General features: G+C 37.3%; 16 protein-coding genes and 3 tRNA genes. 17 read left to right on the top strand and 2 right to left on the bottom strand.

All coding sequences use genetic code 11. The features are described from left to right. From F938_RS17850 to F938_RS17805, 9 genes are all read left to right on the top strand, one after another. Positions 1-77: transfer RNA gene (locus tag F938_RS17850), tRNA-Arg, on the top strand. A gap of 47 nt (positions 78-124) precedes the next feature. Beyond that, positions 125-201 (top strand) — tRNA-Arg (locus tag F938_RS17845). A 97-nt stretch (positions 202-298) separates the two neighbouring features. Then, positions 299-760, top strand: coding sequence for a hypothetical protein (locus tag F938_RS17840; RefSeq protein WP_005034002.1), 462 nt, complete (start codon positions 299-301; stop codon positions 758-760). A 778-nt stretch (positions 761-1,538) separates the two neighbouring features. Beyond that, positions 1,539-1,736 (top strand): hypothetical protein, encoded by a 198-nt coding sequence (locus F938_RS17830; RefSeq protein ID WP_004825146.1) that lies wholly within the window; start codon positions 1,539-1,541, stop codon positions 1,734-1,736. A 199-nt stretch (positions 1,737-1,935) separates the two neighbouring features. After that, entirely contained in the window at positions 1,936-2,595 is a 660-nt protein-coding gene (locus F938_RS17825) for an amino acid ABC transporter permease (RefSeq protein ID WP_010590763.1), read from the top strand. Further along, positions 2,585-3,256, top strand: a complete 672-nt coding sequence (locus tag F938_RS17820; protein ID WP_005033993.1) for an amino acid ABC transporter permease — start codon at positions 2,585-2,587, stop codon at positions 3,254-3,256. The genes F938_RS17825 and F938_RS17820 overlap by 11 nt, the downstream gene beginning before the upstream one ends. Further along, the gene (locus F938_RS17815) at positions 3,253-3,984 is read left to right on the top strand and encodes an amino acid ABC transporter ATP-binding protein (protein ID WP_004825143.1); all 732 of its coding nucleotides are present in this window, start codon (positions 3,253-3,255) and stop codon (positions 3,982-3,984) included. The genes F938_RS17820 and F938_RS17815 overlap by 4 nt, the downstream gene beginning before the upstream one ends. A gap of 31 nt (positions 3,985-4,015) precedes the next feature. Then, positions 4,016-4,921 carry a cysteine ABC transporter substrate-binding protein gene (locus tag F938_RS17810; RefSeq protein WP_005033991.1) on the top strand — a complete coding sequence of 302 codons (906 nt, stop codon included), beginning with the start codon at positions 4,016-4,018 and terminating at the stop codon, positions 4,919-4,921. Positions 4,922-4,981: 60 nt separating this feature from the next. Continuing rightward, positions 4,982-5,848 (top strand): cysteine ABC transporter substrate-binding protein, encoded by an 867-nt coding sequence (locus tag F938_RS17805; protein ID WP_005033989.1) that lies wholly within the window; start codon positions 4,982-4,984, stop codon positions 5,846-5,848. A 65-nt stretch (positions 5,849-5,913) separates the two neighbouring features. Here the strand turns inward: F938_RS17805 and F938_RS17800 are convergent, their stop codons facing one another. Beyond that, the gene (locus F938_RS17800) at positions 5,914-6,351 is read right to left on the bottom strand and encodes a winged helix-turn-helix transcriptional regulator (protein WP_005033986.1); all 438 of its coding nucleotides are present in this window, start codon (positions 6,349-6,351) and stop codon (positions 5,914-5,916) included. Between the two features lie 104 nt (positions 6,352-6,455). Here F938_RS17800 and F938_RS17795 point away from each other — a divergent pair, with 104 nt between their 5' ends. The 3 genes from F938_RS17795 (at position 6,456) to F938_RS17785 (ending at position 8,807) form a co-directional block, all read left to right on the top strand. Next, the gene (locus F938_RS17795; protein WP_005033980.1) at positions 6,456-7,724 is read left to right on the top strand and encodes an MFS transporter; all 1,269 of its coding nucleotides are present in this window, start codon (positions 6,456-6,458) and stop codon (positions 7,722-7,724) included. A 122-nt stretch (positions 7,725-7,846) separates the two neighbouring features. Next, positions 7,847-7,923: transfer RNA gene (locus tag F938_RS17790), tRNA-Arg, on the top strand. Positions 7,924-8,021: 98 nt separating this feature from the next. Beyond that, a complete protein-coding gene (locus tag F938_RS17785) occupies positions 8,022-8,807 on the top strand; it encodes a YidX family protein (RefSeq protein WP_005033979.1) in 786 nt (261 codons plus the stop codon). Positions 8,808-8,830: 23 nt separating this feature from the next. Here the strand turns inward: F938_RS17785 and F938_RS17780 are convergent, their stop codons facing one another. Continuing rightward, entirely contained in the window at positions 8,831-10,120 is a 1,290-nt protein-coding gene (locus F938_RS17780; protein WP_005033978.1) for a hypothetical protein, read from the bottom strand. Positions 10,121-10,309: 189 nt separating this feature from the next. On the opposite strand from F938_RS17780, the gene F938_RS17775 reads away from it, so the two are divergent. The 5 genes from F938_RS17775 to F938_RS17755 all read left to right on the top strand — a co-directional run. Continuing rightward, complete coding sequence (locus F938_RS17775; protein ID WP_004825133.1) at positions 10,310-10,810, top strand: YcxB family protein; 501 nt, start codon at positions 10,310-10,312, stop codon at positions 10,808-10,810. A 45-nt stretch (positions 10,811-10,855) separates the two neighbouring features. Continuing rightward, positions 10,856-11,494, top strand: coding sequence for a fumarylacetoacetate hydrolase family protein (locus F938_RS17770; RefSeq protein WP_005033976.1), 639 nt, complete (start codon positions 10,856-10,858; stop codon positions 11,492-11,494). Positions 11,495-11,734: 240 nt separating this feature from the next. Then, the gene (locus F938_RS17765) at positions 11,735-12,268 is read left to right on the top strand and encodes a PAAR domain-containing protein (RefSeq protein WP_005033974.1); all 534 of its coding nucleotides are present in this window, start codon (positions 11,735-11,737) and stop codon (positions 12,266-12,268) included. After that, positions 12,261-12,998 (top strand): VRR-NUC domain-containing protein, encoded by a 738-nt coding sequence (locus F938_RS17760; RefSeq protein WP_005033973.1) that lies wholly within the window; start codon positions 12,261-12,263, stop codon positions 12,996-12,998. Before F938_RS17765 ends, F938_RS17760 begins: the two co-directional genes overlap by 8 nt. 12 nt (positions 12,999-13,010) lie before the next feature. Continuing rightward, the coding region (locus F938_RS17755) for a type VI immunity family protein (protein ID WP_005033971.1) at positions 13,011-13,789 on the top strand (779 nt) is incomplete at its 3' end.

Below are 13,789 nucleotides of genomic sequence, written 5' to 3'. Positions count from 1 at the left end.
GCGCTCATAGCTCAGCTGGATAGAGCACTTGGCTACGAACTAAGGGGTCGGGAGTTCGAATCTCTCTGAGCGCACCAATAAGTTAATCAACATGTAACGAATGCCTTTAGGCAACACAAGTATTGCGCTCATAGCTCAGCTGGATAGAGCACTTGGCTACGAACTAAGGGGTCGGGAGTTCGAATCTCTCTGAGCGCACCAACTTGAACATCTTCGGATGGTAAATCAACCGCTTCATTGCGGTTTTTTTGTGTCTGTAATTTGATAAACTAAAAAAAATAACTTAAGAAAATTATCTATGCAGAAAATTTGTGACTTATATATTCCTCATATTTTGGATGATTATTCACCTCTAGAATATTTACATATCTTGGAACCACATTTTACATATGACCCAGAGAAAAGTTATCAAGGATATTTGAATGTTAATGTTCGCCGTATAACACTAGTAAATTTTATTACAGAATTCCGAAAACGGAAAATGCAAATTTATAATGTTCCAATTCAGTATCGAGATCAGGCAAATTTATCAATAGATCAAGCATTTGAATATGCATTAAAAGCAATAGATTTGGAAAATTATCACATAACTAAAACGAGTTTTATGGGAATGGATTCTCCTGTTGTTTGGCGATTTCCGTTGTCTCATTTATTTGAGGAAAAAGCGGGTGCAGGGATCAGTGTGGATAAATTAGATGGTCATATTTGGACAATGGAAGAAATAGAAGAATATGATTATGATTTTAATAATTTTTTATAGTTTATTAAAAGAAATTCTTTGAGTTTGTTTTTAGGTTTTTGATTTATCTTTTATGATTCAATGTTAACAAATTGGACCACATCAGCATCTAAATCATTTCGCATATTCTCTTCTAAATATAGTTCAACAGAAAGCGCTAAGTGAGAGTAAGCTTTAACCTTTTTTAGGTTAGGATTTTTTAGGAGTTGAGGATAAAAATTTAACATTTTGATTAAAATCGAGTACACATTTTGAGTATCTGATTCTTCCACCATCGCAAATAAATCATCAAGTCAAGAATTACATATTCTTGACTTTGACTTTTTAAGAAATCTAGAAATAATTGGGAAAGCTGTAGTGCTTCATAACTAAAGTGGATCCCTGTCCCAAAATATTTCTGAAAATTATAAATAGTATGCAAGTAGTTGTTTTATAGTTAATAATATGAATATTTACCCTCTATTTGAGATTCGTAAAGATGGATATTTTCTTTAGAAAAGAGTGCTAACCAAAATAAAGGAATTAAATTTTTGATGCAAAGCCAAGCGCACTAACATCATTGAAATCACATTTAGGAGAAGGACTATTTGAAAAATACAAAGTAATACAACAGCTCATTTTTAATATAGTGGCTAAGAGTTATTTAATTAATAAAACTATAAAAGTTAAGTAAAGTGTACACCTCTAATTGCATTTAAATCTACGCGTCTATTCTTGTCGCGAAGTAAGTTGTCTAAGCCCAATTTCCAAGCTAAAAACTTTAAAATGGTAACAAGAATATTGGCTTTGAAGGGATCACATGACAGCATATACAGACGGATACTATATCTATGAGCATGTGGATTTCATTTGCCATTTTAATTTACAACAATGTGATGGCTGTAATCGAACCTTGACAGGTTTTGTCTATGAACTGCAAATTCAAAGCTTGGACAATGAGTCTGTGATTTTTTGTACCGCATGTATGGAGCAATTGGAGTTGGTGAACGTGGATTAATTACTTTAAATCTTGTGCTTTATTGTTCTGATTATCCCCCCGATATTCTCTATAAAAAATCAACGACGGACCATTATATTTATCGAAAAGCTTATCTGATAATCATATTTATTTAGAAAAAAATATCGCTGTAAGATAGTTCAAAATCATTTTTTCTGCTTTAGCACATTGCATAAAATAATTATTCTGGATGATTTCTTTGAATTGGCAATATATCTATAGTGTGATGCCTCAGTTTGTTTCGGCAACGCTGACGACACTTAAAATCTCAATCATCAGCATTATTCTCGCCATCTTGGTGGGTTTAATATGCAGTATTTTGATGACTTATCAAGTACGTGTATTCGACAAAATAGCCAAAGTTTATATTGAGCTATCTCGCAATACCCCCTTATTAATTCAGCTTTTTTTCCTTTATTACGGTTTACCCAAATTAGGAATCAAAATCGATGGATTTACCTGTGGTGTGATCGGTTTGACCTTCTTAGGTGGAAGCTATATGGCGGAAGCGTTTCGGGCAGGATTGCAATCAGTTGCCCAAGGGCAAATTGATTCAGGGGAAAGTATTGGTCTGAATCGAGTGCAAGTCTTTCAATATGTCGTTTTCCCCCAAGCCCTATCCGTTTCGATTCCTGCAATTGGGGCAAACTGTTTATTTCTGATTAAAGAAAGTTCAGTCGTCAGTGCAATCGCCGTGGTTGAATTACTATTTGTCACCAAAGACTTGATTGGTATGGACTATAAGACCACAGAAGCATTGTTTCTGCTGATCCTGTCCTATCTGATTATTTTAATGCCTGTCTCTATTCTTACCAGTTATCTGGAATACCGTAGTCGGAGGGCAAGCCATGGAGTTTGATTATCTCTTTCAAACAAGCCACCTTGTTCGGTTGTTTGAAGGGCTATGGGTTACTGCCAAAATCGCCTTCATTTCTGTATTTTTCTCGGCAATTTTTGGCACTGTTTTGGGGGTGATCATGACCTCAAAAAATATTCTGATTAAAGCAATTTGTCGTCTGTACTTAGAGGCGATACGCATCATCCCTATTCTGGTTTTACTGTTTGTTTTCTACTTTGGTTTTGCAACATGGTTTAACTGGCAATGGTCAGCAGTGTTGGTTTGCATTGTTGTTTTTGTTTTGTGGGGAACTGCGGAAATGGGTGATTTGGTCCGAGCGGCAATCACCTCTATTGATCAGCATCAAAAGGATGCTGCCTATGCACTGGGTTTGAGCCCAATACAAACTTTGAGTTTTGTGGTTTTTCCATTGAGCCTTAAACGTGTTACGCCTGGTGCAATCAATTTGTTTACCCGTATGATCAAAACCAGTTCCTTGGCTGTCCTGATCGGGGTGGTGGAAGTGATCAAAGTTGGACAACAAATTATTGAAAACTCGCTGTTGGTTGTACCCAATGCCTCGCTGTGGATCTATGGTTTGATCTTCTTTTTATATTTCCTCATTTGCTATCCCTTATCTCGTTTGGCAACACATTTAGAAAAAGTTTGGGAGTCACGATGACTTTGTTATCTATACAACAATTACAGAAATCATTTGCAGAAAGTCATATTTTACAAGGCATAGATTTGGACGTAAAACAAGGTGAGGTTGTGGTGGTTCTGGGTCCTTCAGGATGCGGAAAAAGCACTTTGTTGCGCTGTATTAATGGCTTGGAAAAGATCCAAGGCGGTCAGATCTATTTAGAGGGTTCGGGAGTGTTAGGGCAGGATTTACCATGGGTTGATGTACGTCAAAAAATTGGCATGGTGTTTCAAAACTACGAACTTTTTGGACATATGAATGTGATTGATAACATTCTGTTAGGACCCTTAAAAGTTCAGAAACGTCTTCGCATAGAAGCAGAAAAGGTTGCGGATGAATTATTAAAGCGGGTCGGATTATATGATCGCAAGCAGGATTATCCACGACAACTTTCGGGTGGTCAAAAACAACGTATAGCAATAGTGCGCTCTTTAGTCATGCAACCCCAAGTGATTTTACTGGATGAGATTACAGCGGCTTTAGATCCAGAAATGGTGCGAGAGGTTTTGGATGTGGTGTTGAAACTTGCCCATGAGGGAATGACCATGTTGATCGTGACACATGAAATGTCGTTTGCTCGAAAAGTCGCAGATCGTATTATCTTCATGGACAAAGGCAAAATTATTGAACAAGCCACACCTGAACAGTTTTTTCAGCAGCCACAAACTGAACGTGCGAAAGCATTTTTAAATATGTTGAATTATTAGCAAATCGATTTAGAAATAATAACGAGGAAGTATGGCTTTATCTTATTTAACACAATCTCCGAATTTTTTAAAAATTTCCACGGCTGTTCGAACATTGGGTATCGCACTATGTGTGGGAATAATGACTGCTTGTAGTCCCTCATCAGAATCACAGCAATCGATCACGCAGGATCAACAAAAGGATCAATCTTTAGAAAAGATCAAGCAGAAAGGAATTTTTCGAGTTGCCGTTTTTGCCGATAATCCACCATTTGGTTATGTGGACAGTACGGGTAAACCACAAGGTTTTGATATCGCTTTAGCAAAAAGAGTGACCAAAGATATGCTTGGGGATGAAAATAAGATTGAACTTGTGGTGACTGAGGCTGCAAACCGTGTGGAATTTTTAAAATCAGGTAAAGTGGATGCCGTATTTGCGAGTTTTTCAGTCACACCAGAGCGTAAACAAGTGGTCGATTTTGCTCAGCCTTATTTAAAGGCAGCCTTGGGTATCGTATCGCCTAAAGCTAAGGTGATTACAGATATTCACCAGCTCGAAGGTAAAACCTTGATCGTCAATAAAGGTTCAACTTCTGATATTTATTTCACCAAGAACTATCCAAAAATTAAATTATTAAAGTTTGAACAAAATACCGATGCATTTAATGCCCTTAAAGATGGTCGTGGTGATGCTATTTCGCAAGACAGCACTTATGCCTTGGCATGGGCATCGGAAAACCCAACATTTACTGCGGGGATTCAACAAATTGGAAACCAAGATTTTATTGCACCAGCCGTAAAAAAAGGTGATACGCAACTTTTAGCTTGGTTGAATCATGAAATTTTAAGCTTACAAAAAACGGGCGAAATTCAGAAAATTTACGATCAAACCCTACAACCCGTTTATGGCACAACCATAGATTCCAAAGTCTTTTTGGATGTCACACCGAAATCATAGTTGAACAAAACATCAAAATAACGATCGCTTAAATATCAAAATAGAGCAGAGGATAATGAAATGAATATATCGCTTAAACAGTTCACTCATTTACTGGCGGCATCCGTATTGAGCTTGGGTTTGGTGGCGTGTAATAAAAATACAGCTAGCACTGACAAAACGGTCGAACCTGAGCAAACAGCGACAAACAGTATTGAACAGATTAAGAAAAATGGGGTTGTTCGTATAGGTGTATTTAGTGATAAACCACCTTTTGGTTATCTCGATGCACAAGGTAAAAATCAAGGCTTCGACGTGGAAATTGCCAAGCATGTTGCCAAAGACTTATTGGGTGATGAAAATAAAGTTCAGTTTGTTTTAACTGAGGCGGCTAATCGTGTTGAATATTTAAAAGCCAATAAAGTGGATATTATTTTTGCCAATTTCACTGTGACACCTGAGCGTCAGGAAGTGGTCGATTTTGCTAAACCTTATTTAAAGGTTTCTTTGGGAGTGGTTTCACCTAAAGCCAAGCCGATTACAGATCTGGCTCAATTAAAAGGGCAAACCTTGTTGGTCAATAAAGGCACTACAGCAGATTCATTTTTCTCTAAATCCCATCCTGAAATTAAATTACAGAAATATGAGCAAAATACAGAAACTTTTGACGCGTTGAAAGATGGTCGAGGTGTCGCACTGGCTCATGATAATTTATTGGTTTTGGCTTGGGCAAAAGAGAACCCAAATTATACAGTAGGTATTACCAGCTTAGGTCAGCATGATTTAATTGCACCTGCAGTGAAAAAGGGCGACAAAGCACTTTTAGATTGGTTAAATCAAGACCTCGAAAAATTATCTAAAGCAGGTGTAATCCAACAAGCCTATGAGAAAACACTCAAACCTGTCTATGGCGACAGCATCAATCCAAAAGATTTGCTGGTGGAGTAATGTCATCATCAGGTTCTACGACTGAAAAAGCTTAGCACGTTGAGTACAAGGGAAGCATTTTGCAACTAAGAGATTTTTTTGACGAAAGTATCTTGTGCAAGAATCTGCTTTCCTTGTTTTGTCATGGGTTGCATAAGTGCTAACTCTTCTCCTGTATGTTGATCTATCAAAATAGAGTGGGGTTGATTGTGATCAAATAAAAATTGTTCGCCCCATTGTCTGAATGCAACCACAATTGGAAATAAGGCAATGCCTTGTTCTGTTAATGCATATTCTAAATAAGCAGAGCCATCTGAAGCAGGTTGAGTTTTAAGAATTTGCGCATCAACTAATTTGGTCAAACGATCGGAGAGAATGTTTTTGGCAACATTTAAATTTTTTTGGAAATCGCTAAAACGCTTAAGACCATCAAAAGCATCTCTAATGATCAGTAAGACCCAACGATCTCCAATCAACTGTACTGAACGAGCCACAGGGCAGGCTTGGTATTTTTCTTGATTCATTTTATTTACACGTCATCAAAACTAAGACTATAAAACCAGTTGCAATTTAAAACAAGTTTAAGTAGTTTTAATCTGGTTGCAAATTAAAACCAGGTTAATATGAAATGAAAAATAAGACGATCCAAGCGCAACAAATAAAAGCCCATCAAGAAAATTTCTCAACACTGCCACAGGCTTTGGTGATTTTATTGGCATGTGCTGCTGGGTTGAGTGTGGCAAATGTTTATTATGCCCAGCCTTTACTGGATTTGTTTGCTCAAGATTTTAAATTGTCTTATTCATGGGCAGGTCTCATTGTTTCATTGACTCAAATAGGCTCAATCATTGCGCTGATTTTTATTGTGCCTTTAGGTGATTTATTACAACCAAAGCGATTGATATTGTTGCAAATACTGAGCTTGTGTGTGTCACTGGTTTTATTGATTGTTTCAACGCATATTGTTGCTCTATTTGCAAGTATTTTGCTTGTGGGAATGCTGGGAACAGCAATGACTCAAGGGCTAATTGTATACGCATCAGTATTAGCACCTGCTGAAGCACGTGGAAAAGTAGTGGGTACGGTTCAAGCTGGCGTGTTGTTGGGCATACTGTTATCCAGAGTTGTGGCTGGAACTTTAGCCGACTGGTTCGGGTGGCAAGGAACTTATGTATTTTCACTCATCTGTATGAGCATGACCTGTATGCTGTTATGGAAATTTCTACCGATGACTTTTCAAGGTATTGCATTATCTAAAAAGCCCAGTTACTTACAGATTATATTTTCAGTATTTGAACAACTATATCGTCATCGTGTTTTACAAATTCGTGGTCTATTGGCTTTGATTATTTTTATCAATTTAAATCTTTTTTGGAATGCTTTGGTTTTTCCTTTATCTATCCCGCCGTTTGAATATTCACATCGTTTAATCGGCTGGTTGGGTGCGATTGGTGCGATCGGAGCAGTAATGGCGATTCGTGTAGGGGGATTGGCAGACCGCGGTTATGCACAACAGGTCACCCAATTTGCATTTTTACTCATGATCATTTCGTGGTGGGTGTTGAGCAGTTTGTATTTTTCAATTTGGATATTTATTTTGGGTATTGTCTTGTTGGATGTTGCCATTCAAGCCGTACATGTGATTAACCAAAGTTTAATCTTTCAAGCAGACATTCAGTTACATGGGCGTTTGGTGGGGGCGTATATGTTGTTTTATGCATTGGGTAGTTCTATCGGTTCAATCTTAGCAACAACTTTATATAGTTCTTGGGGGTGGTCAGCCGTGTGTTTGGCTGGCGGAATATTGAGTTTAGTCGGGTATTTATTTTGGTATTTGACTCGGAGGATCGTTGCTGAATGGCAAAAAAGTATGCTTCGGTCGATTGCTAAAGCTTAAAGCGACTGCTTTTTAGCTACTTAGAAAGGAATAGCCCAAATACTAGACACTTAGATCATAACGGGATAAATAGCACTTAACAAAAAACTGAAAAGGCGTATAATGCGTCTCATCAAGACGTCGCGCTCATAGCTCAGCTGGATAGAGCACTTGGCTACGAACTAAGGGGTCGGGAGTTCGAATCTCTCTGAGCGCACCAACTTGATAAAATATTGAAAAAACCGCTTCTTTGCGGTTTTTTTGTGCCTAAAAAATGTCACAATGACAAGGATAACAAAAAATAAGGTCAGTGTTTTGATGTATGAAAAATCTTTATTTTTGCTGATGGTTGTTGTTACGCTGTTGAGTGGATGTACAGCAATTTTATGGAATAATAGTGATTCTGGAACGCTAGCCACAGGTAAAGTAGTTTCTAGTCATGCAGATAGAGTCACTGTAGATCAGGATCAAATTGTTGGCTTTGCCTACTTAAAAGAAAGTTCCTCTTCAACAAACAATGTTGATATAAAAAAACTGGACACATCTTTAATTGTGATTGGGCAAAAATATGCTTATATGATTGATATTGGTAATCAGGAAATTTTAGAGACCATTCAATCTGATTTAGACCCAAAATATTGGCGAATTAGACCTGTTCGTTCAAATGAAGAATATTTTGGATTATCTTTACTCCCTAAAATCGATGACGATAAGCATTTACAACAGGTTAAATTCAGTGCTGATATTGAACTGTATTATGCTAAAAACAATTTAACCCAAAATGAGCAGCAGCAATTATCTCGGTTGGATTTGAGTCAATATGAATATGGTCAAGAAAACACTGAGTTCTATCGTAGAAAAATTGGATTGGTAGGGCATATTGTGGGTCTAAATGCTGAAATGAACAAAATGAAATTTCAGGACTTTAGCCATAATTATCCGATTGATATCTATACAAGTGGTAAAACACATTATTCTCTACATGGGAAAAACCTTTTACAGAAGATTGCACTCACTCCTGTGACCTTAGTCGGGGATATTGTGGCAATCCCGCTTTATTTGCTTTTCAATATCGGATCGACCATTAAAAATATTGCCCATTGATGGGGGATAGCAAGCAACACCGATTATTTCACTTTCTGAGCAAAAATAGCATTTGCCCCTAATGCAGGTAACATTTCATGATAGGGTAAGCTACGTGCTGCTTTGAGTAAAAATGGTGCTTTTTCATCGATTTTGATGGTTGTGGTCATCTTTAATAAAGTGTCATTGCCTTGAGGTAAGAACTGAATTTGACCTTTGAGATAGCGCAAATCTCCTCCATTGGCGTAGAAGTTATTTTCAGTTGCTTTGGGGTAGCTAAAATGCATCTTAAAATCAAAAGGAATACTGATCACACCTAAACCTACACTGACTTTAAATTCCGCATCTTGACCTTGTTGAGTACTAGGTGTTGTTTTTATGTTTTTGATTTGTCTTGGAAAAATTTCTTTATAAGACATCGGTTGAGTCCAACGCTGTAACTGTTGTGGTGTTGCATTGATATATTGGTAAGTGGTGGTAAAGCGTAGAACTTCACGACCATGCGTATAAGGAACTGTGACAGGATTTAATATCAGGCTCACAGGTTGTTGAGCATTGGCACTCACTTGAACAATTTTATTGATTTGAGCTGTGCTCAATTGAGGACTAGGCAGTTGACCTGCGTTTAATGCGGTTATCTTTTTCGTTGAAAACTTATTTTTTAATGCTTCCAATACAAATGCACTTGAACCATTCGGAATGGCAAGTTTGACTTCAGGAAATGCATTTAAAATCTTCTTAAATAAAAATCCTTGCGGCTGATTTAAATCTCCCCACTGCGTTAGGGTAATTAAGGTTTTATTCTCACCTAAACTAAACCATTCAAATTTTCCTGCTGCATAAGGAATAGGACCATCAATCACCAGTGTTGAAACACTGTTTGTTCCGAGTTGATGTTGTAAGATAACATCTTCGTTAAAATTTAAAACAGGGATCGGTGTAGGGATTGAAATACGATATTTCAGTTGACTGACTTGACCTACGGTTTCCATGACTTTTGCTGATTTTAAAGTGGGAAATAATCCGACATATTGGCTGTAATTGCTTAACGTTTTTGCAACGTCTTGACTGCTTACAGGGACAACGATTGCCGCTGTAGAAAAATGAGCAATCGGTTGTGGATTTTTGGTCAAGGTTGGTAACGCCGTTTTAATGGCAGGATGCGGATAAATTAAAATATTATCTTGTGCAATTGCAGCAATTTGTTGTGCATTTTGGTCAAAAGGTTTTAATGCACTTGGAATGTTTTCTGTCCATGCTACTAATTTTGCAACACTATTTTGGTTTATTCCAAGCAAAATAATCAAACTGATATTCACATAAACGTGTTTCATTGCGGTTCCTTTGCAAACTTTATTTTTGGTGATCTTCATTCAATTTAGACGATCTTTGTCTTATGGTTATTAAAAAGGGTTTGGCTGAAAAAAGTAGAACTGTTGTGTAAAACGTGACGAAAATCGGTCTATCAGGCTCTAATCTGGTGTAATATCTTGGCATCCTAAAATATTTATATTGAAGCAACTATGTCAGACACTCAGCCTGCATTATCTGCACGTTATTATCTTAATCTAGAAGAATCTCAAGATGGTTTTAAACTGGCGACATTTGGAAAAAAACAAATCAGCCAATTGCTTACCCCTTTGGTCAGTATTGGGATCATTGTATGGGGTATTTATCTTGGTTTGGATGGTGTGGGTAAGTATTACGTTTGCTTGGGTGCTTTTTTCTTAATTTTACAGATGTTGATGCGCTATTGGTTTTTACCGATGATGTTTAAACGCCAGTTTGTAAAGTACCAATTTGGTAAGAGTGAGCAAGGCATTGAACTGTTCCAAGATTATATGGAATTATTCAGTAGTGGGCGACCGAAACAAGTGCATCATTATTCAGATGTACAGAAATTTGCAGAAGGCAAACTCACTTATATGATTGAATTAAAAAATCGTACTGTGGTGATTGTACCAAAACGTGCTTTTGCAACACCCACAGATCAAAGCATTTTTATTAATACATTCAAGAAGTAATTAGACTGAACAGTTTTTAACGGTGATCAATAAGAAGGGAATAATATGAGTACACGTCCATCTAAAATTGTGTGTGTAGGTCGTAGTTATGCAGCACATGCAGCAGAATTAGGAAATGCAATTCCAGACCGTCCAGTCTTATTTATCAAACCACCTAGTAGTCTGATTTCATTACAAGAGGGTATTTCTTGGAATGAAGCATGGGGAAATTGCCACCATGAGTGTGAACTGGCTTTACGTATAGATCAACCCCTCAAAGCTGAGACCAATCTAGACAAAGTTTTAGATGCAATTGGTGCTGTGACTTTAGGTTTGGATCTGACGTTGCGTGATTTACAGGATGATTTAAAGAAAAAAGGTCAACCGTGGGAGCGCGCTAAAGCATTTGATGGTTCATGTGTGTTGGCGGATTGGGTTAGTGTAGATGAAGTCAAAGACTGGTCGGCAGTAAAGTTTGAATTTGCTGTAAATGATCAAGTTCGACAAAAAGGGGATACCTCACTGTTGATTTTTGATATTGCTTATTTACTTGCAGATATTAATCAAGTGTTCTGTTTAGAACCGGGTGATGTCATCATGACAGGAACGCCAGCAGGGGTCGCTGCCTTGGCTTCAGGGGATCAACTTTCGATGACATTACATGGTCAAAGTCAAGATTTTGTTTGGAAAACCTTTGTAAAATAAAAAAGCAATCACCAACATTAAACCCATTGTTTATACCTGACTAAACAATGGGTTTTTTGTTGAATGTGATTCTTATTTGTCTCTTTTAAATACTTGAATTTTTAAGATAAATTTCTTGTTTTGGTTTGTTGAAAATTACAAAAGCCCTATTTTTTTGATTCAATATTCAGTATATTGACTACTATTGTTTATATTTAAATATAAATCATTTTAATAAAATTAAATTATAAGAGCAGAATTATGAATAAGCCGATTATTGTCCAAGGCTGTAAAACTGATCATGGTGGCGTTGTTTTGCATGGTCATCCAACAATATCAATAAATGGTATAGGGATGGCAGGCAAAGGTTATATGGTCGCTTGTCCTAAGTGTAAAGGCATTTTTCCAATAACCGAAGGTGCACCTAATTTTATTCTTCCTGATGATACTCAAGTTGCTTTAGTTGGAATGAAAACTGCCTGTGGCGCAAAATTACTGCCAAGCTCATTTCAGGTGGTTGTTGAGCCCAGTTCACCCTTTGGTTCTCAGTTAATAGGCAATCCAAATGATGAGGGTGAGGAAACAGTCCCACCACCACAAGACCATCAAGGGCGTTTTCAATTGGTTGATCAAAACACTGGTGAACCTATAGCGAATCGTCGAGTTCGTGTGACGATGGGAGATGGTACAACGACGATTTATGCAAGTGATGACCAAGGTTTTACCGATTGGATCTATACGCCATCCGAAGAGGAAATTCATCTTAATTTAGTGGATGAATTAGACAATGGCTGATCAAGGAAAACCGCAAGGGATTTTAACGACAGGACCCTCTCAAAATCCGACCATTAAAGTCGTTGCTATTATTAGCGATGCCTTAGATCTTCAAGATAAAAAAGTGATTTGTAAGGCGATTTGTTATTGTGAAGTCAATCCCAACAAAGGAAAAAAGAAAGAAACCAATCAATACCAAGCTTGCGTATCAGAACGTTTAGGAGAGCTGGATAAATTTTTAAATTATCAAAGCCCTTACAAAGCAGAAGTGAATTATGATATGCATCGGAATCCGCCCGCACCAATTATGGAAAAAGGAATAATCACCAAAGTACACCCTTATCTTCCAGGTTGGATTAAAAAGTATTGGGAAGTTGAAAAAGGTTATTCTTTTGAAAAGGGGCAGGGTATGGTGCGTCGTCCTGATGTGGTGATTGTGAAAGATCCTAATCTTCCCCCAACCCAAGACAATATCAAACATGTTATTGAAATAAAATTTAAAGACAGAATAAGTAAAGCGCAAAAGGATGATTATCCAATAATAGCAGGAGATCCAAACAAAGTTAAACAATTAGATCTCAATGAATGTGATTGTGGAAATGATGATGAGAATGGTAAAACCTCAACGGTTGTCGAGTTTATAACTTGGGCTGCTGGACTGATTGCTGCTGCAATTCAATTAAGAAAAGGCAAACTTCCAAAACTTCCTCGATTTCCATCACCTAAACCTTCACCTCAGCCTGCGTGGTAAACGGAGAATACAATGTATTTAAAAACTGAAGAAGAATATAAACTGTGGGCTGAGCAACAAGAGCAAGGTGCAATTGGTGGGGGGCTTTTTGCTAAAGGTGGTCCTGAAGATTATGTGGGTGCAATACCTGCAATTCGTGCAGTTTTATATTTTAAAGAGGGCTTTAGTGATGATATGCGAGAAGCGATTGCCCAATGCTTTGATGATTATCAAGCTTATGCCAAAGACCATTTAACATGGTTATGGCAGGATGAACCGCCAAAAGGGGAAAGGGATAATATTGCTTATAGTGATGCCAAGCCTATTCGGGAGAGCTTAAAAAACTATAGTCCAATGAAAGCTTTTTACTTTATATATATTAGCGGTAAAGAAAAATTTGCAACTGGAGCTTGGGAATTTACCGTTGCAGGAAAAAGTAAGTGGCAAGTTGAAATGGGAATTCATCAAAGTACCTTAACTTTTTCTATGCCCATTGAATGGGTAGAAAAAAATACGAAAATTTTTATTGAGTTATTTATTAAATTTGCAAATCGCCTAAAAGCCAAGCATGGTTATGCTGGCTATGCTTGTATTCTCTCTCAAATTCGAGATGAAAAAAATGAACCAACGGAAGCTTACTTATCTCGAAAATGGTGGGCAATGGATGTAGGTGACCCTATTTTAGGAGCAAAATATCTCATAAATGGTATGAAAACAGTGAGTTGGTTAACAGCAATTAATTATGAATGGTTTAATCCGATCAAGGAAGAACAAGCGCTCAATAGTGAATTGCCCATGAGTTGGTTTATTGG

This window comes from Acinetobacter bereziniae LMG 1003 = CIP 70.12, from assembly GCF_000368925.1.
Classification (GTDB): Bacteria; Pseudomonadota; Gammaproteobacteria; order Pseudomonadales; family Moraxellaceae; genus Acinetobacter; species Acinetobacter bereziniae.
The sequence above is the reverse complement of the archived record's forward strand: the minus strand, read 5'-3'. Positions and strand labels throughout refer to the sequence as shown.